Annotated in this window: 18 protein-coding genes and 1 pseudogene; 9 read left to right on the plus strand and 10 right to left on the minus strand. The window is 75.3% G+C overall.

The features are described from left to right. Positions 1 to 169 precede the first annotated feature (169 nt). The 3 genes from CKY47_RS23650 to CKY47_RS23660 all read right to left on the minus strand — a co-directional run bounded on the left by CKY47_RS23650 (position 170) and on the right by CKY47_RS23660 (position 2,401). Positions 170 to 457 (minus strand): putative quinol monooxygenase, encoded by a 288-nt coding sequence (locus CKY47_RS23650; protein ID WP_306748203.1) that lies wholly within the window; start codon positions 455 to 457, stop codon positions 170 to 172. Positions 458 to 665: 208 nt separating this feature from the next. Further along, a complete protein-coding gene (locus CKY47_RS23655) occupies positions 666 to 1,715 on the minus strand; it encodes a cellulose binding domain-containing protein (protein ID WP_306748205.1) in 1,050 nt (349 codons plus the stop codon). Between the two features lie 269 nt (positions 1,716 to 1,984). Beyond that, entirely contained in the window at positions 1,985 to 2,401 is a 417-nt protein-coding gene (locus CKY47_RS23660; RefSeq protein WP_306748206.1) for a hypothetical protein, read from the minus strand. A 143-nt stretch (positions 2,402 to 2,544) separates the two neighbouring features. On the opposite strand from CKY47_RS23660, the gene CKY47_RS23665 reads away from it, so the two are divergent. From CKY47_RS23665 to CKY47_RS23680, 4 genes are all read left to right on the plus strand, one after another. Beyond that, positions 2,545 to 2,730, plus strand: a complete 186-nt coding sequence (locus CKY47_RS23665) for a hypothetical protein (protein WP_306748207.1) — start codon at positions 2,545 to 2,547, stop codon at positions 2,728 to 2,730. After that, a complete protein-coding gene (locus CKY47_RS23670) occupies positions 2,727 to 2,960 on the plus strand; it encodes an STAS domain-containing protein (protein WP_306748208.1) in 234 nt (77 codons plus the stop codon). The genes CKY47_RS23665 and CKY47_RS23670 overlap by 4 nt, the downstream gene beginning before the upstream one ends. After that, a complete protein-coding gene (locus tag CKY47_RS23675) occupies positions 2,950 to 4,524 on the plus strand; it encodes a PP2C family protein-serine/threonine phosphatase (protein ID WP_306748209.1) in 1,575 nt (524 codons plus the stop codon). Before CKY47_RS23670 ends, CKY47_RS23675 begins: the two co-directional genes overlap by 11 nt. Before the next feature lie 64 nt (positions 4,525 to 4,588). Beyond that, on the plus strand, positions 4,589 to 4,987 hold the full coding sequence (locus CKY47_RS23680) for an ATP-binding protein (RefSeq protein ID WP_306748210.1): 399 nt from the start codon (positions 4,589 to 4,591) through the stop codon (positions 4,985 to 4,987). A 712-nt stretch (positions 4,988 to 5,699) separates the two neighbouring features. Here the strand turns inward: CKY47_RS23680 and CKY47_RS23685 are convergent. Together CKY47_RS23685 and CKY47_RS23690 are read right to left on the minus strand one after the other, a co-directional pair. After that, positions 5,700 to 8,102 carry an ABC transporter permease gene (locus tag CKY47_RS23685; RefSeq protein ID WP_306748212.1) on the minus strand — a complete coding sequence of 801 codons (2,403 nt, stop codon included), beginning with the start codon at positions 8,100 to 8,102 and terminating at the stop codon, positions 5,700 to 5,702. Beyond that, complete coding sequence (locus CKY47_RS23690) at positions 8,102 to 8,848, minus strand: ABC transporter ATP-binding protein (RefSeq protein ID WP_306748214.1); 747 nt, start codon at positions 8,846 to 8,848, stop codon at positions 8,102 to 8,104. The genes CKY47_RS23685 and CKY47_RS23690 overlap by 1 nt, the downstream gene beginning before the upstream one ends. A 119-nt stretch (positions 8,849 to 8,967) precedes the next feature. On the opposite strand from CKY47_RS23690, the gene CKY47_RS23695 reads away from it, so the two are divergent. After that, positions 8,968 to 10,104 (plus strand): sensor histidine kinase, encoded by a 1,137-nt coding sequence (locus CKY47_RS23695; RefSeq protein WP_306748216.1) that lies wholly within the window; start codon positions 8,968 to 8,970, stop codon positions 10,102 to 10,104. Continuing rightward, on the plus strand, positions 10,101 to 10,766 hold the full coding sequence (locus CKY47_RS23700) for a response regulator (RefSeq protein ID WP_306748217.1): 666 nt from the start codon (positions 10,101 to 10,103) through the stop codon (positions 10,764 to 10,766). The genes CKY47_RS23695 and CKY47_RS23700 overlap by 4 nt, the downstream gene beginning before the upstream one ends. Before the next feature lie 64 nt (positions 10,767 to 10,830). Here CKY47_RS23700 and CKY47_RS23705 read toward each other — a convergent pair whose 3' ends face one another. Both CKY47_RS23705 and CKY47_RS23710 read right to left on the minus strand, forming a co-directional pair. Then, a complete protein-coding gene (locus tag CKY47_RS23705; RefSeq protein ID WP_306748219.1) occupies positions 10,831 to 11,241 on the minus strand; it encodes an arsenate reductase ArsC in 411 nt (136 codons plus the stop codon). A 25-nt stretch (positions 11,242 to 11,266) separates the two neighbouring features. Continuing rightward, positions 11,267 to 11,947 (minus strand): arsenate reductase/protein-tyrosine-phosphatase family protein, encoded by a 681-nt coding sequence (locus CKY47_RS23710; RefSeq protein ID WP_306748220.1) that lies wholly within the window; start codon positions 11,945 to 11,947, stop codon positions 11,267 to 11,269. Positions 11,948 to 12,074: 127 nt separating this feature from the next. Between CKY47_RS23710 and arsB the strand changes: the two genes are divergently transcribed. Continuing rightward, positions 12,075 to 13,139, plus strand: a complete 1,065-nt coding sequence (gene arsB, locus CKY47_RS23715; RefSeq protein ID WP_306748223.1) for an ACR3 family arsenite efflux transporter — start codon at positions 12,075 to 12,077, stop codon at positions 13,137 to 13,139. A 35-nt stretch (positions 13,140 to 13,174) separates the two neighbouring features. On the opposite strand, the pseudogene CKY47_RS23720 reads toward arsB, so the two are convergent. Continuing rightward, positions 13,175 to 13,800: pseudogene (locus CKY47_RS23720) on the minus strand (response regulator). On the opposite strand from CKY47_RS23720, the gene CKY47_RS23725 reads away from it, so the two are divergent. Together CKY47_RS23725 and CKY47_RS23730 are read left to right on the plus strand one after the other, a co-directional pair. After that, a complete protein-coding gene (locus tag CKY47_RS23725; protein WP_306748224.1) occupies positions 13,780 to 14,535 on the plus strand; it encodes a SulP family inorganic anion transporter in 756 nt (251 codons plus the stop codon). The pseudogene CKY47_RS23720 and the gene CKY47_RS23725 overlap by 21 nt on opposite strands. Next, entirely contained in the window at positions 14,523 to 14,786 is a 264-nt protein-coding gene (locus tag CKY47_RS23730; protein WP_306748286.1) for an STAS domain-containing protein, read from the plus strand. The genes CKY47_RS23725 and CKY47_RS23730 overlap by 13 nt, the downstream gene beginning before the upstream one ends. 7 nt (positions 14,787 to 14,793) lie before the next feature. Here the strand turns inward: CKY47_RS23730 and CKY47_RS23735 are convergent, their stop codons facing one another. Together CKY47_RS23735 and CKY47_RS23740 are read right to left on the minus strand one after the other, a co-directional pair. Then, positions 14,794 to 15,615 carry an AAC(3) family N-acetyltransferase gene (locus CKY47_RS23735; protein ID WP_306748225.1) on the minus strand — a complete coding sequence of 274 codons (822 nt, stop codon included), beginning with the start codon at positions 15,613 to 15,615 and terminating at the stop codon, positions 14,794 to 14,796. 88 nt (positions 15,616 to 15,703) lie between these two features. Next, a complete protein-coding gene (locus CKY47_RS23740; RefSeq protein WP_306748227.1) occupies positions 15,704 to 16,417 on the minus strand; it encodes a putative universal stress family protein in 714 nt (237 codons plus the stop codon). Positions 16,418 to 16,625: the final 208 nt, after the last annotated feature.

The raw sequence follows: 16,625 nt of genomic DNA on the forward strand, positions 1-16,625 counted from the left end.
GCGAGGCCGACCTCGCCCTGACCGCCCGTACCCGCCCGGGGCGACACCGGGTGCCGGCGGGAAGCCCTGGTGATCCACCGGCGGCTCGGTCCGGGCGAGGCCGGCCGCGTGGCCGCGCTGCCGGGGCGCGGCGCCTGAACCGGCCCGTGCGGGATTCCCCGCACGGGGCTCACGTCAGCGGGCGCGCGTCGGCGACGTCGTACTCGGCCACCGACGCGGCGAGCACCGCGGCGGCCTGCCCGTCGTCGGGGCCGCTGCCGCGGAACGCCTCGACGGCCGCCTGCGACTCCCAGCGCTCGAAGATCACGACGCGGCCCGGGTCCACCAGGTCCGCGGTGACGGAGAAGTCCAGGCAGCCGGGCGCGTCGCGCGCCTCGCGGACCACGCTCACGCAGTCCGCGAGGTAGGACTCGCGTCGGTGCGGGTCGACGACCACGTGCCCTGCGACGATCACCATCTGCGGCTCCTCCGTCGGTTCGCATCGGCTGCCGCACAGTATGGCCGCCGGTCGGGGCACAGTATGGCCTCCGGTCGGGGCCGGACCCGCCCCGGGCGGGCGCGGCCCCGACCGTCCACATCGGACCCGAGCGGCGGTGCTCCGGCACACCGGACAGGCGTGCCTCCGGCGGGTCCGGTCGAGCGGGCGGGACGATCGGGGATCGCGGTCAGCCCGTGGTGCAGCCGACCGCGGGGGCGTCGGTCCCGGTGGCCAGGTAGCCGAAGGTGCTCGACCCGCCCGGTTGCAGGGCGCCGTTCCAGCCCGCGTCGCGCGCGGTCGCCGTCGTGCCGTCCTGCGTGACGGTGGTGTTCCACGCCTGGGTGATCCGCTGGTCGGCGGCGAGGGTGAGCGTGGTGGTCCAGGCGCTCGTCATCCTGGTGGTGTCGTTGCGCACGGTCACCTCGCCCTGGAAACCGCCGCTCCAACGGCTGACCACGCGGTGCGTCGCGGTGCATGCGCCGCTCGGCGGGGGCGTCGTGGTGGTCGTGACGGGCGGGGTGGGGTGGGGGTCGCCGAGGGCGGCGGCGAGGGCCGGGTACCAGCGGTCGGCCATCTTGCGGAAGCCCGAGTCGACCGGGTGCACGCCGTCGCCGGTGTCGGTCGCGGCGTCGAAGCCGGTCCACTGGTCGACCACGGTGACGGGGGAGTGCGGCGTGGTCTTGCCCGCGGCCCAGGCGGGGATGGCCTCGTTGAGCGCCACCACGCGTTCCGCGCACTCGGCGCAGCCGGCGGGTTCCATCGGGATGATCTGCGCGACCAGGACCTTCACGAACGGGTTCTCGGCCCGCATCTGGTCGACGAGCGTCGAGTAGGCGGCGAGGACCGAGTCGAGCGGGATGTGGCCGCCCCACATGTCGTTGGTGCCCAGGTGCATCAGGACGATGTCGGGTTCGGCGGCGTCGAGCCACGCCGGCAGCAGGCCCTGGGCGGCGATGCCGGTGGCGGAGTGGCCGCCGTGCCCCTCGTGGTCACCGTCGTGCGGCACGGAGCAGCCGCCGCCGGTCTGGCTGCCGACGAAGTCGACGTTGAAGTAGCCGGCCTGCTGGAGCCGGTCCCAGAGCAGGGCCCGCCAACACCCCGGCCCGGCGGTGATGGAGTCGCCGAGCGGCATGATGCGGTACCGCACCTCCGCCGAGGACGGCGGCTGGGCCGCCACGACGCCCAGCGCCGCGACGACGGCCGCCACGAGCAGGGACAGCAGGGATCTGCGGGACATGGTCGTTCCCTTCCCGGCGCCGGCGCCGCCGTTCGCGACGGGGCCGGCGCCCGAACGAGCGGGGGGTCGCTTCGCGCCTCGGTCGCCGTGACGACGGCCGCCCTGGAGCGGCGGACGACGCCGGGAGCGTTCCCGGGGGTGTTCGCACCATCCGGCCGCGCACGCCGGAGGTCAACGGCCCCGGCCGCGAACGGACGGGCATTCACCCGACCGGCCGACGTCCTCGTCTCGCATGGCGCTGCGCGGAGGCGTCGGCGGCGGGACCGGGCTCAGACGCCCGACGCCTCCGGGTGGCGCGGCCGGACGGAGGCCGGTACCGCGAGCCCGAGGATCAGCGCGGGCAGCGCGAAGTAGACGCCGGGGCCGAGGCCGAGCACCAGCGCCCAGACGAGCAGCGCCGACGCCGCGACCGCCGTGACCACCCCCGCGGCGCGGCCGGTGAGGTCGGCGACCACGACCGCCGCCACGACGACCAGCGGAACCCCGAGCAGGTAGGCGGTGGCGCCGCCGCTGTCGGACCACACCACCGGGAACAGCGCGACCGCGATCCCTACCGTCACCGCGACCGCGACCCACCGCAGCGCCCGGCCGGTCGTCCCGGGAACCGCCCACCGGCCGCGCAGGCGGACGAGCGCGGCGGCGGTCAGGACCAGCGCGAGGCACGCGCCTGTGATGGTGGCGATCATCCCGACACCTCCGGTTCGACCGGCCCGACCCGGGCTCGTCCCGACCGTACTGCACGCGTCGGCCTCGCGGACCGGGTCGCCGACACGGGATGCGACGACCGTCCCGTCGCGGGTGGAACGCCGCTCCGCTCATTACGATCGAGGTGGACTTCGGAACGGTCGGGTGGAGGCTGCGACTGGTGTTCTCCGTGCGGAGCGGGCGGGAGGCGGGAGCGGTCGTGCTGTGGTTGCGCGGCGAGCCGGACCACCACAGCGTCGTGCGGCTGGAGGACGCGACCGACGGGCTGCCGGACGGCGGTGACGCGGTCGTCGTCGACCTGGGGCCGTGACGTTCTGCGACTCGTCCGGCCTGTCGGGCCTGGTGCGGCTGGGGCAGGTGCTGGCCGCGCGCGGGGCCGTCCTGAGGCTGGCGGGAGTACCCGCCGGGATGCTCAAGACGCTGTCCCTCCCCGGGCTGGACCAGGTGCTCCACGTCTTCCCCGACGTGGCGAGCGCCGCGCGTGCCGACGTCGGTGACGAGGTGGGCGCGACGACGGGCGGAGACGGTGATGGCTCGTGACGACCGGGTCGCCGGACCCGACCCCGCGCCCGGACGACCGCCGGACACCTCCGACCTCCGGGCGCTGTTCGGGCGGTCCGCCGCCGCGTTCGCCCTGCTGTCGGGACCCGCGCACATGGTGGAGGCGGCCAACGACGCGTTCTTCGAGGCCATCGGCGGCGGGGACCGGGCGCGCACCGGGCTCCCGATCGCGCAGCTGGTGCCGGAACTGGCCGAGCAGGGGTTCCTGGACCTGCTCGACGGCGTCTACCGCACCGGGCGCCCCTGCTCGGCTCGCGACGCGCGGATCGTGCTGGGCGAGGCGGGCCGCGAGCGCGAGGCGTACTTCGACCTCGTCTACGAGCTGCGGCGCGACCAGGGCGGCATCGTCACGGGCGTGACGGTGCTGGGGGTGGAGGTCACGCAGGTCAAGCACGCCCAACGGCTGACCGCCGAGCACCGGGCTCTGCTGGAGCAGATCACCCGCGCCATGCCGGCCGACGTGCTGGACGGCATGGCGCGGGTGATCGAGGAACTGGTGCCCGACACGCTGGTGTCGGTGCTGCTGGCCGACCAGGACGGCGCGCACCTGCGGCACGGGGCCGCGCCGAGCCTGCCCGACTTCTACAACCGGGCCGTCGACGGCATCGCCATCGGGGAGGGCGTGGGCTCCTGCGGCACCGCGGCCCACCGGCGCAGCCCCGTCGTCGTCACCGACATCGCGAGCGACCCGTCCTGGGCCGACTTCCGCGACCTGGCGTCCCGCGCGTCGCTGGCGGCGCGCAACGCCCGCCAGTACACCGAGCGCACCCGTCTCGCCCACGACCTCCAGGCGGGGCTGCTGCTGCCCGACCTGCCCGCGGTGCCGGGCGCCGACGTGGCCACCCACTACCACCCGGCCGGTGAGGGCCTGGAGGTCGGCGGCGACTTCCACGACGTCTTCCCGCTGCCCGACGGGCGCTGGGCGTTCCTGATCGGCGACGTGTGCGGGCGCGGCGCCCGTGCCGCCACCACCACCGCCCTGGTCCGCAACACCGCCCGCGCCATCGCCCGCGTGCTGCCCGACCCCCGGCAGGTCGTGCGGGCCGTCAACACCGCCCTGATCGAGCGCCCGCGCGGCCACGGCACCGGGTTCGTCACCCTCGTCCACGGGCACCTGGACGACCGCCGCGGCCACCTCGCCGCGGAGCTGATCCGCGCCGGGCACGTCGTGCCCCGCGTCCTGCGCGCCGACGGCACGGTGATCGCGTCGAGCACCCGGGGCATGCTGCTGGGCGTCACCCCGGACCCCGTCTTCGACGTCGGCCGGATCGACCTGCACCCCGGCGACAGCCTGGTCCTCGTCACCGACGGCATCACCGAGGCCCGCGCCCCCGACGGCGCCCAGTTCGACGACGAGGGGCTCGACACCGCCCTCGCCCGCTGCGCCCGCCCCACCGCCGGCGACACCCTCGACTCCCTGATCGCCGCGGTCGCCGACTTCACCGGCGGCAACGTCGGCGAGGACGACCAGGCCGCCCTGGTGCTGACCGCCCGACCGGCCGTTCCGCCGCCGCGGGGTTTGGCCGCCGCCCCCACCGGGTAGTACCGATCGGCCGCACCGCGTGCCGAGACGAACGCCGGCACGAGCAGGGAGAGCCCGGGAACGTGTGAACACCGAGACGCCCGGGTCGAACGGCGGGTTCGCCTTCTCCCCGCACGAGCCACCACCCCTGTCCAGGCTGCGGCAGTGGGTGCGGACGCGCCTGCGCGACGCGTCCGCCGACCTGGTCTGCGACGTCGAGCTGGTGATCACCGAACTGGTGTCGAACGCCTACGACCACGGGCGCGGGCTGCTGGCGGTGAGCGTGGTGCCGCTGGCCGACGGCGCGGTGCGGGTCGAGGTGGACGACGCGGCGTCCGACGCGGTCCTGCGACTCGGGAAGTCGGCGCTGGGGACGACCCGCGGGCGCGGGCTGGTCGTCATCGACAGCGTGTGCTCGGCGTGGGGCGTGCGGCGCCGGCCCGACCGCAAGACCGTGTGGGCCACCGTCCCGAACCCCGCCTGACGCCGCGGGCCGGCGGAACATCCCGGACGTCGGCCCGACCGCGGTGGCGGGAACCGTCGGTGGACGGCATTCCAGCCGCTGGTGAGCGGCTCGGCACGGCACCACGATCGACCCGTGACGCCGTTCCGGCCACGCCGACCGGACCGTTCGCCCGCGAGGCGCCGGGCTTCCCGCGAACCTCGGTGTCCCCGGCCGTGGTCGACCACGGCATCCGCGCGTACGCCTGCGCGGAGTTCCCGGTGGACCGCTGGGACGTCCGGGGGCACGAGGAGCACGACCCCCGGGCGTTGTTCTTCGCCGCGACCCCGCACGACCTCGGCCCGGTCGAGGCGGGCGCCCGGCGGCCGGACCGGTTCGAGGACGCCGACACCGCGGACCGGGTGTGGGCGGCGATCGCCCTGCACACCCCCACCGGCATCGCGCAGCGCCGCGGCCTGCCGTGCCGGCTGGTCGCCACCGGCACGGCGCCGGACTTCGGCGCGGCCTCCGAGGCCGTCACCGACGAGATGGCCGCCGACCTCCACGACCGCCACCCGCGCCGGGGCACCGCCTCGGCCCCGCACGCCGGGATCGTCGGGCAGGCGCGGACGGTCCCCACCAAGGCCCCGGTCGGCCCGCCGGCCCGGTACCCGGTCGAGGCCGACGACCCGGGCGTGCCGGCGGACATCCCGATGCGGTGGGGCGACCGAGCGGGGTGCCCGGCGACGTGGTCCTACTCGGTGTCGCTGCGCAGCGCGTCGAGCACCGGGAGCCCGGCCGCCCGGCGCGCGGGCAGCAGCGCGGCCGTCACACCGATCAGCGCGGTGACCGCGGCGAGCACCGCGAGCCTGCCCCACGGCACGACGACGTCGATACCGCCCTGGCTCCGCACCAGCACGACCCCGATCACGCACCCCGCCACGAGACCGAGCACGGCGCCCAGCGCGGCGACCACCAGTGATTCCAGGCGGAGCACCGACCTCACCTGCTTCCGGTCGAGCCCGACCGCGCGCAGCAGGCCGATCTCCCTGGTGCGCTCCAGCACGGACATCGTCATCGTGTTCACCACCGCGAGCGCGCCGATCAGCCCGGACACGCTCAGCAGCGCGTAGAGCACGGCGAGGAACTCCGCGTACTGCGCGCCCACCGCCTCCAGGTGGTCGGCGTGCGTCCGGACGACCGCCGTCGGGTTGTCCAGGGTGGTCCTGATCGCGTCGCGCAACGCCTCCGCGCCGTCCGGGGCGGACTGGACCAGCACGGTGCCCGGCGAGCGGTCGGGCAGGGCGTCCGCCGGGAGCACGGCCTCGTGGTCGAACCCGCGCGGCGCGTCGAAGACCGCCTTGACGGTCGCCGAGAGCGGCGTCCCGCGCGAGTCGCCGGACAGGACCGAACCGAGCCGCCAGCCGTACTGCCGCGCCGCCTCCGAGGTGACGGCGACACCACCCGCCAGGTCGTCCAGCGAACCCTCGCGCGCGGTGATCCCGAAGAAGTCGTCCAGCGCGCCGGGGTCCGCGGCGGCGAAGGCGACGGAGTCCCCGTCGGGCAGTCGGAGCAGACCGGGCGTGACGGGGGTGACCGCCCGCACACCCGGGATCGCCGCGACGCGCTCCGGCAGGTCGGGCGCCAGTTCGGCGAACTCGATGGCGTTGATCCGGACGTCCGCGCGCTCACCGGTGTCCGCCTCCCGCACGGCGTCCGCGTCGGCCGACACGATCGGCACGGTCACCGCGGCGCAGACCGCCAGGCACACCATCAGCGCGCTCGACGTGGAGGCGGTGCGACGCGGGTTGCGGCGGGCGTTCTCCACGGCGAGCTTGCCGCGGATGCCGGTCAGCGCGACCAGCGGACGCCGCAGCACGGCGGTGAGGCCGGCGGCGGCCAGCGGGGTCAGCACGACCAGGCCGATCACCAGCAGCGGCGCGCCGAGGTAGACGAGGTCCTGGCTGCCGGCCGCGGCGAGCGTGACGGCGACGCCCACCGCGGTCACGACGACACCGACGGCGTTCCGGCGGCGCAACGACTTGACGGGCGGCGGCACACCCGCGCGCAGCGCGGCGACCGGGGGGACGGAGGCCGCCCGGCGGGCCGGCAGCCACGCCGCCGCCACCGTGACGCCGAGGCCCACGCCCAGCGCGGCGAGCACGGCCTCGGGCGCGAAGGCGTCCACCGGGCCGGCCGGCCCCTCGGTGACCGCGAACAGGTCGCCCAGCAGGACGGCCCCGCCGACGCCGAGGGCGTAGCCCAGCACCGTCGCCACCCCGCCGATCAGCAGCGCCTCGGCCAGCACCATGCGCGTCACGTGGCGGCGGTCCGCGCCCACCGCGCGCAGCAGCGCGTGCTCCCTGCCGCGGGCGGCGGCCAGCATCGTGAAGGTGTTGGCGACCACGAACACCGCGACGAACAACGCCACCGCGGCGAACCCGAGCAGGATCGAGGTCAGCTTCCCCGTGCCCGCCAGGGCGGTCCCGGCGCCGACGACCTCGACGAAGGTGCCGGACGGCACCACCTCCCGCACGGCCGCGGCGAGCGCCGCCTCCGAGGTGCCCGCCGTCGGGGTGAGCGCGATCCTGGTGTCGCCGAACAGTTCCCGCGCCGTGCCCGGGTCGAAGACCGCGAGCGTGCCGCCCGCCGCCGTCTCCGGCGACCTGGCCGAGACGACACCCGAGACGGTGAACGCGCGGGTGGTCCCGGTCACGACGAGGCGGACCCGGTCGCCGACCCGGTAGCCGGTGCGCTCGGCCGTCCACTCGTCGAGCGCGACCTCCCCGCCCCCGGACGGCGCCCGCCCGGACACCGTGGGGTGCTCGCCCTCGACGCGGTTCACCCCCACCGCCGCGCCGGGCGGACCTACCAGCGCGCCGTCGCGGTCGACGACGAACGCCCGACCCTGCGAGTAGGCGGTCGCGGTGGCCACGCCCGCGACGCCGCGCGCCGCCTCGAAGACGCCCGGGTCGAGGGTGTCGAGGGTCGTGACCTCCACGCCCGGCGCCGGGAGCGACGCGGTGATCGAGGCCCGGACGGACGCGGTGTAGAGCAGGGCGCCGACGACGAACGCGACGCCGAGCACGACCGCGGTCGCCGGCAGCAGGAAGCGCGATCGGCGGGCGAGCACCGAGCGCAGTGCGAGGCGGAACATCAGCGCACCTCCTGCCCCGCGTCGAACCGGCGCATCCGGTCGAGCACCCGGTCCGCGGTCGGTCGCTCCATGCTGTCGACGAGCCTGCCGTCCGCCAGGAACAGCACGCGGTCCGCGTAGCCCGCGGCGACGGGGTCGTGCGTCACCATCAGCACGGTCTGGTCCCACTCGTGCGCGCACAGCCGCAGCAGGTCGAGGAGGCGGGCGCCGGACCGGGAGTCCAGGTTGCCGGTCGGCTCGTCCGCCACCACCAGGTCGGGCCGGGTGATCAGGGCGCGGGCGCACGCCACGCGCTGCTGCTGACCCCCGGACAACTGGGCGGGCCGGTGGTCGAGCCGGTCGGCGAGGCCCATCGCCCCCACGATGCGCTCCGCCCACGCCGCGTCGGGCTCGCGCCCGGACATCGACAGCGGCAGCACGACGTTCTCCCACGCGGTGAGCGTGGGCAGCAGGTTGAACGACTGGAACACGAAACCGACGCGCTCGCGGCGCAGCCTGGTCAGCTCCCGCTCGGACAGCGAGCCGAGGTCGATCCCGCCGATCCTGGCCCTGCCGCTGCTCGGGGCGTCCAGACCGGCCAGGCAGTGCGTGAACGTCGACTTGCCTGATCCTGACGGTCCCATCACCGCCGTGAACTCACCCCGTCGGAAGCGCGCGGACACACCGTCCAGCGCGACCACGGTGTTCCCGCCGTGCCCGTACACCTTGCCGAGTGATTCCGCCTCGGCCACCACCTGATCCGTCACGGTGGGCAATGCTGTCCGCGCGTCGCCCCGCGCGGATCGACCGTGCGGTGGACCCGGACCGCCCCGTCTCCGCCTTTCGGTCGAGGTGTCCCGTGAGGACGCTGTCGTAGCGTTCTGCCATGCCCGGCATCAGGAGGGTCCCGCCCGCGCAGCTGTTCACGACGCTCGTCGTGGGGACCGTCGCGCTCGTCGCGCTGGTCGTGGAGGTCTGCTCGGCCGAGCGCGTGCCCGGCGGCGTCGGCCTGGCGGTGTGCGGCGTGCTCCCCGCGCTCGCGCTGTCCCGGACCCGGTTCGTGACGCCTGCCGCACTGGTGTCGGTGGCGTTCACGGTCGTGGCCCACCAGGTGCCCGTGGGGCTGGACAACACGTTCGGGGTCGTGGAGCTGGCGGCGTTCTCGTGGCTGGTCGTGCGGGTGGTGATGCTCCGGCCGGTGCGACACCTGCTGTGGCAGGTGCCGCTGCTGACGGTCGCCGCCGCGGTGCTGCCGGTGCGGCTCGACACCGACAACCGGGCCTTCGTCCCCGACCTGGTCGGCCTGATCGGCTTCGGCATGCTGTTCATGGTGCTGCTCGGCCTGTACCTGAGGCTGCACGAGCGCCGGCGCGCGGACCTGCACGCGCTGGCGAAGCAGGAGCAGCGCCTGGAGTACGCGCGTGACCTGCACGACTTCGTCGCCCACCACGTCACCGCGATCGTGGCGCAGGCCAGGGCGGTCCGGTACACCACGGCGGCCGGGATGCCGCCGTCACCGGAGGCACTGGACGCCATGCTGGAGGCCATCGAGAAGACCGGGTCGCAGGCGCTGGCGTCCATGCGCGGCATGATCACCGTGCTGCGGGACGAGCGGTCGCCGGAGGAACGGCGGCTGCTCGCGGACGTGCTGGGCGAGGCGGTGCGCGACTTCCCCGGTCCGCCGCGCGCGGTCGCGTCCGTGTCGGACGACCTGCGCGGGGCCCGCCCGCCCGCGCACGTGCTCGACGCCGTGCGGCACGTCGTCCAGGAGTCGCTGACCAACGTGCTGCGGCACGCCGCGGACGTGACGCGGGTGCGGGTGGACGCCCGGCTGGACGACGGTGAGCTGGAGGTCAGCGTGACGAACGACGGGCGGGTGGCGGACGTGCCCGTGCTGTCCGGCGGCGGGTTCGGGCTGGTGGGTCTGGCGGAGCGGGTGGAGGCCGTGGGCGGGACGCTGAGCGCCGGGCCGTCGGGCGCGGGCTGGCGGGTCACCGCCCGTCTGCCATCATCGCTGGCATGACGATCGGGGTGCTGATCGCCGACGACCAGGAGATGATGCGCTCGGCGTACGGCATGATCCTCGGCGCGCAGCCGGACATGGAGGTCGTGGCGAGCGTCGGCGACGGGGAGTCCGCGGTGGCCGAGGCGCGGCGCCTGCGGCCGGACGTGTGCCTGCTGGACATCCGGATGCCGGGGATCGACGGCCTGGAGGCGACCCGGCTGCTGGCGGGACCGGGGACGCGCGACCCCTTGAACGTGCTGATCGCGACGACCTTCGACCTGGACGAGTACGTGTACCGGGCGCTGCGCAACGGCGCGTGCGGCTTCCTGCTGAAGGACATGTCCCCGGCGCTGCTGGTGGAGGCGGTGCGCGCGGCGGCGACGGGCGCGTCGATGATCTCGCCGAACGTGACCGTCCGGCTGCTGTCCCACCTGGCGCCGGACCGGGGGGTGCAGGAGCCGCCGGAGCGCGCGCCGCACGAGCCGCTGACCGAGCGCGAACTGGCCGTGGTGCGGCTGGTGGCGCTGGGGCGGACCAACGACGAGGTCGCGGCCGAGCTGTACGTGACGGTGGCGACGGTGAAGACGCACCTGGGCAACGTGCAGCGCAAGCTGTCCGCGCGCAACCGGGTCGAGGTCGCGGCGTGGGCGTGGCGGACGGGTGTCGTGCGGGGGCGGTGACGGGCCCGGCGCGCCCACGGCCGGCGGGCACGGCCGTGGGCGCGCCGCCGGTGAAGGGCCTCGGTCAGGCGGTCTGGTCGAGCAGTTCGGCCAGCAGGGCGCGGACGCGGCGGTCGATGTCGTCGCGGATCGGGCGCACGGCCTCCACGCCCCGGCCCGCCGGGTCGTCGAGGACCCAGTCGAGGTAGCGCTTGCCGGGGAAGACGGGGCAGGTGTCGCCGCAGCCCATGGTGATGACGACGTCGGAGGCTTCGACGGCCTCGGCGGTGAGCTTCTTGGGCACCTCGGCGGTGATGTCCAGGCCCCACTCGGCCAGCGCCCGGGCGGCGGCGGGGTTGACCTGGTCGGCGGGCGCGGACCCGGCGGAGCGGACCTCGACGCGGCCCAGGCCGTGGTGCTGGAGGAGGGCGGCGGCCATCTGGGAGCGGCCGGCGTTGTGGACGCAGACGAACAGGACCTCGGGCTTACGGCTCAACGGGTCGTCCTTCGGTCGGAGGGGGTCACGGGGTGGTGCGCACAGCGGGGGCGAGGCGTTCGACGCGGTCGGCCAGGTCGCGGTAGGCGCGGTCGAAGGCGTCCTCGGTGCCGACCGCGGCCGGGTCGGGCACGGACCAGTGCAGGCGGTGGTCGGCGGGGTCGAGTTCCTCGTGGGCGTTGTCGCACACGGCCACGACCAGGTCCTCGGGGTCGAGCACGTCGTCGAGGTGGTGGGGCCGGGCGCGGGCCAGGGACAGGCCGTGCGCGCGGGCGGTGGCCGCGGCGAGCGGGTGCACGCGCTCGGCGGGCCGGGTCCCGGCGCTCGCGGTGGGCACGTCGCTGTGCCGCTCCCACAGCGCGGCGGCGAGCTGCGAGCGGGCCGAGTTGTGGGAGCACACGAACACCACGCGCGGCGCCGTGCGCAGGTCCGTGGGCACGAGACCGGTGAGCGCGGTGGTGCGCAGGCGCAGGTAGGTGCGCCGGTGGTCGCCCTCCGACCGGGACCGCTCCACCACGCCCGCCTGTTCCAGCAGCTTGAGGTGGTGGGCGAGCAGGTTGCTGGGCAGCGCGAGGGCCCTGCCGACCTCGCCGGGGGAGGCGTCGCCGAGCAGCAGCAGTTCCACGACGGCCAGCCGGGCGGGCTCGCCCAGGGCCGCGTGCACACGCGCTCGTCCCACCAGGTCCGGAGACCAGTCAGTAGTCATTGACTCAATCATGGTTGACTGTGCCGGGAACGTCAATCGGGCGAAGAGGCGGTCGGATCGTGGAGTTGTCGATGGACGGGGCGTTGGACGCCCGTCGTGGTGAAGGTCTGCCTCGCCGGAGGACCTGGTGAGCGCGCGCACCCCAGAGCGGTCGGAAGTCCTGGGCGGACTGTCCTTCCTCGACCGCTTCCTGCCGGTCTGGATCGGTGTCGCGATGGTCGCCGGTCTCGCGCTGGGCCGGTTCGTCCCCGGTCTGCAGGGCGTGCTGGACTCGGTCAAGGTCGCCGGGGTCTCGCTGCCCATCGCCCTGGGGCTGCTGCTGATGATGTACCCGGTGCTGGCCAAGGTCCGCTACGACAAGCTGGACACCGTCACCGGCGACCGGCGGACGATGCTGCTCTCGCTGGTGCTCAACTGGGTGCTGGGCCCGGCGCTGATGTTCGCGCTGGCCTGGGTCTTCCTGGCCGACCTGCCCGAGTACCGCACCGGTCTGATCATCGTCGGTCTGGCCCGCTGCATCGCCATGGTCATCATCTGGAACGACCTGGCCTGCGGCGACCGCGAGGCCGCCGCCGTCCTGGTCGCGCTGAACTCGGTGTTCCAGGTCGTCATGTTCGGGGTGCTCGGCTGGTTCTACCTCGACCTGCTGCCCGGTTGGCTGGGCCTGGACACCACGTCGCTGGACTTCTCCCCGTGGGAGATCGCCCTGTCGGTGGTCGTCTTCCTGGGCATCCCGCTCGCCGCCGGCTACCTCGGCCGCCGCCTCGGCGAACGCGCGCGCGGCCGGGACTGGTACGAGTCCCGCTTCCTGCCGAGGATCGGCCCCGTCGCCCTCTACGGCCTGCTGTTCACCATCGTCGTCCTGTTCGCCCTCCAGGGCGACCGGATCACCTCCCAGCCGCTCGACGTCGCCCGCATCGCCCTGCCGCTGCTGGTGTACTTCGCCGTGATGTGGGTCGGCGGCTACGCGCTGGGCAAGGCGTCCGGCCTGTCCTACGAGCGCACCACCACGCTCGCCTTCACCGCCGCCGGCAACAACTTCGAGCTGGCCATCGCGGTCGCGATCGGCGTGTTCGGCGTGACCTCCGGCCAGGCCCTCGCCGGCGTGGTCGGCCCGCTGATCGAGGTCCCCGTGCTGGTGGGCCTGGTCTACGTCAGCCTGTGGCTGCGCAAGCGCTGGAGCACCACCTGAGGTTCCGGTCGGCCGGAGCCGACCGGAACCTCGGGTTATTCCTCGTTCGAGGGTGCGGGCCTGCGGAGTTCGGTGGCGAGCACGGCGGCCTGGGTGCGGCGTTCGAGGCCGAGTTCGGCGAGGAGGGGGAGACGTAGCTCTTGACGGTCTTCTCGGCGAGGAACACCTTCTCGGCGATCTGCTTGTTGGTCAGGCCTTCGCCGATGTGGTCGAACACGGTGCGTTCCTGCTCGGTGAGCGAGCGGGTGGGGTCGCCCTGGTCGCGCTCGCGCCGGATGCGGTCCAGCAGGGCGGCGGTGGAGCGGGCGTCGAGCAGTGATCCGCCGGCGGCGACGGTGCGCACGGCGTTCTGCAGGTCGTGGCCGAGGATGCGCTTGAGGACGAAACCGGACGCGCCGGCCATGATGGCGTCGAAGAGTGCCTCGTCGTCGGTGAACGAGGTCAGCATCAGGCACGTGAGCCCCGGCAGCCGCGAGCGCAGTTCGCGGCACAGCTCGATGCCGTTGCCGTCGGGCAGCCGCACGTCGAGCACGGCGACGTCCGCGCCGCTGCCCGGCACCCGCGCCAACGCCTCGGCCACCGACCCGGCCTCGCCGACCACCTCCAGGTCGTCGTCGCTGTTGAGCTGCCCGCCGTCGTCGTGGCGACCGCCGTCGCCCAGTGGGCGGCGCTGCCGGCGGCCCGCATCGGCGAACTGCCCGCCTCGCTGCCCGCCCCCTCGTTCGCGTTCCTCGACGCGTCGACGCTGTGGTCGCTGCTGCCCCCGGCGGTGGCGGTCGCCGCGCTCGCCGCGCTGGAGAGCCTGCTGTCCGCCGCCGTCGCCGACGGCATGAGCGTCAACCAGCGCCACGACCCGGACCGCGAGCTGTTCGGGCAGGGCCTGGCCAACCTCGTCGCACCCCTGTTCGGCGGGGTGCCCGCCACCGCCGCCATCGCCCGCACGGCGGTCGACGTCCGGTCCGGCGCGACCTCGCGGCTCGCCGCGCTCACCCACGCCGCGGTGCTGCTGCTGATCGTGCTCGTCGCCGCCCCGTGGGTGGCCGGTCTCCCGCTCGCCGTGCTCGCCGGCGTCCTGCTCGCCACGGCCGCCCGGATGGTCGAGGTCGGATCGGTGCGGGCACTGGCCCGCGCCGGTCGCCCGGACGCGGCGGTGCTGGTGCTGACCGCGGTGGCGACGCTCGCGCTGGACCTGGTCACCGCGGTGATCGCCGGCCTGCTGCCGGCGGGCGTGTTCGCCCTGCGCGCCGTGTCCCGGGCGGCCCGGTTGGAGGAGGTGCCGCTGGAACCGGCGACCACCGCGAGGAGGAACGCGCCCTGCTCGCCCAGCACATCGTCGCCTACCGGCTCGACGGCCCCCTGCTGTTCGCCGCCGCCCACCGCTTCCTGCTGGAGCTGACGGAGATCACCCCGGTCGAGGTGGTCATCCTGCGGATGTCCCGCCTGTCGGCCGTGGACGCCACCGGCGTGGTCGTGCTGCGCGACGCCGTGCGGCGGCTGGAGCACCGCGGTGTCACCGTCCTCGTCTCGGGTGTGCGCGACGAGCACCGACGGGCACTCGGCACCCTCGGCCTGCCGGCGTTCGAGCACACGCCCGACGCCATCGAGCACGCGCGCGAGCACCTGCGCGAACGGGGCGTCCTGCCCTGAGCGCGGTCTACGGACGCGTCCCGGCGGCCCGCCGGCCGGTGCGGCGCCCCGCCGGCCACACCTCGGCGTACGCGACGGCCTCGGCCAGCGGGAACAGCCGGGTGACGGCCGCGCCGACCCGGCCGTGGCGGACCGGCCGCGCCCCGACGAAGGCCGCGCCCAGCTCCGCGAAGTCGTCGCCGTCGACGGCGACGTCGCGGACGGTCGTCCAGGACCGGCCCCGGGGTGCGGCGACCGCGAAGGAGCTGTCCGCCTCCACCGGCGCCGGGAGGCGGTACTCGGCCAGGTGGAACGCGGTGCAGGAGCCGAAGCCGACGCCCAGGAGGAGGACGTGCGCGCCCAGCGCCTCCAACCGCGCGAGCGGGCTGCGCTCACCGAGCCGGCTGTCGAGGGCGTGGTCCTGCACGACCTCGGCGGCACGCGGCCCGACGGCGGCGAACGACGTCTGCGGGTGGGCGCTGCGCAGCGCCCCCGGCCAGGTGCGCACCACCTCGGGGATGACGCCCATGCCGCTCGACGGGGTCGTGCGCGGGTCGTAGGGCGGCATCGACGCGCGGATGTCGGCCCACCACGACTCGGGCACGGGCGGGTTGCGCCACTCCGCCGGGTCGGAGTTGTCGCCCGACTGGGTGGGCACCACCAGCGTCCCGTCCTCGCCCAGGACGTCGAGCAGCGCCAGGACCACCGCGTGGGCCCCGCCGCAGACCCAGCCGAGCGAGCGCAGCGAGGAGTGCGCGAGGACGGTGTCGCCGGGGCGCAGGCCCACCTCGCCGAGCTGGGCGGCGATCGACTCCCGCGTGCACAGGGGACCGGGGGGTGGCGTCCGCATCGCCGCAGGATAGGGACCACCGCGTCCGCGCCGCACGCCCTTTCGCGCGGGAGCACCCGTGGCGCGAGGGTCGCCCGGCGTGCCGCCGTCACGCGGTGGGGAGGACCGCCGTCCCGTCGGCCGCGCCGGGCGAGCCGACCAGGGGGCCGATCAGGGCGACCGGGCGGGTGCAGCGGTCGAGCAGCAGGCGGCTCGTGGGGCTCCCCGTGGCCGAGGTGCGGCCCACGACGAGCAGCGAGGCCGACCCGGCGTGGCGGGCGAGGCCGGTGACCGGGTGCGACCTGGCCACCCTGGTGTCGACCGGCACGTCGGGGTGGCGTCGGGCGCACCGGTCGACCAGGCCCGCGGCGGCCCGTGCCCTCGGGGTGGCGGTGGCGGGCTCGCGGGTGCAGCACACCGCGCGCAGACCGGCGCCCAGGACCCGGGCCAGGGCGAAACCGGACAGCAGCGTCGCCTCGGACGGCCCATCGCCCCTGACGCCGACCAGGACGGGCAGGTCGTCGCGCCACGTCCCGCCGGGCGGAACCGCGACGACCGGGCACCGCGCCGAGGCGGCCACGAGGAGGGCGAGCGCCCTGTCCTCGTCGGTCCGCGAGTTCACGACGACCACGTCCGCGACGCCGGAGCCCGTCACCGGGTCGCCGGAGCCCACCACGATGCCGAGGCCGCGCCGCCGCGCGTACGACTCCGCCCACGAGAGGGCGTCGAGGTCGTCGACCGACGTCCGGAGGAGGACGTGCGCGGCGCGGTCGGGCGGCGGTGCCGGGTCCACCGCGGCGGCGCGCGGAGCGATACCTGTCACGGGTCGTTACATCGCCGCGGGCCGCCAGTGGTTAGCCGCCGCGGCCGATCACACCCGTTCGGGTGAGTGCCGTGGTGGGGCGGTTCCCCGTGGCGACCGCGGCGCGTCGATCGACGCGCCTCCGTCCGCCGAGGTCGCGGGCGGACGGCTTCGTGGTTCCGACACCACCTCGAAGTCGATCTCTGTAGGGTGTCGTGGATCGACGCCA

The sequence above is a fragment of the Saccharothrix longispora genome, from assembly GCF_030852425.1.
GTDB classification, from domain to species: domain Bacteria; phylum Actinomycetota; class Actinomycetes; order Mycobacteriales; family Pseudonocardiaceae; genus Actinosynnema; species Actinosynnema longispora.

What these genes read in the sequence shown, in the direction of transcription:
- CKY47_RS23650 (WP_306748203.1), bottom strand. Translation starts at nt 457, where the DNA reads ATGGTGATCGTCGCAGGGCACGTGGTCGTCGACCCGCACCGACGCGAG.
- CKY47_RS23655 (WP_306748205.1), bottom strand. Translation starts at nt 1,715, where the DNA reads ATGTCCCGCAGATCCCTGCTGTCCCTGCTCGTGGCGGCCGTCGTCGCG.
- CKY47_RS23660 (WP_306748206.1), bottom strand. Translation starts at nt 2,401, where the DNA reads ATGATCGCCACCATCACAGGCGCGTGCCTCGCGCTGGTCCTGACCGCC.
- CKY47_RS23675 (WP_306748209.1), top strand. Translation starts at nt 2,950, where the DNA reads ATGGCTCGTGACGACCGGGTCGCCGGACCCGACCCCGCGCCCGGACGA.
- CKY47_RS23685 (WP_306748212.1), bottom strand. Translation starts at nt 8,102, where the DNA reads ATGTTCCGCCTCGCACTGCGCTCGGTGCTCGCCCGCCGATCGCGCTTC.
- CKY47_RS23695 (WP_306748216.1), top strand. Translation starts at nt 8,968, where the DNA reads ATGCCCGGCATCAGGAGGGTCCCGCCCGCGCAGCTGTTCACGACGCTC.
- CKY47_RS23700 (WP_306748217.1), top strand. Translation starts at nt 10,101, where the DNA reads ATGACGATCGGGGTGCTGATCGCCGACGACCAGGAGATGATGCGCTCG.
- CKY47_RS23710 (WP_306748220.1), bottom strand. Translation starts at nt 11,947, where the DNA reads ATGACTACTGACTGGTCTCCGGACCTGGTGGGACGAGCGCGTGTGCAC.
- CKY47_RS23735 (WP_306748225.1), bottom strand. Translation starts at nt 15,615, where the DNA reads ATGCGGACGCCACCCCCCGGTCCCCTGTGCACGCGGGAGTCGATCGCC.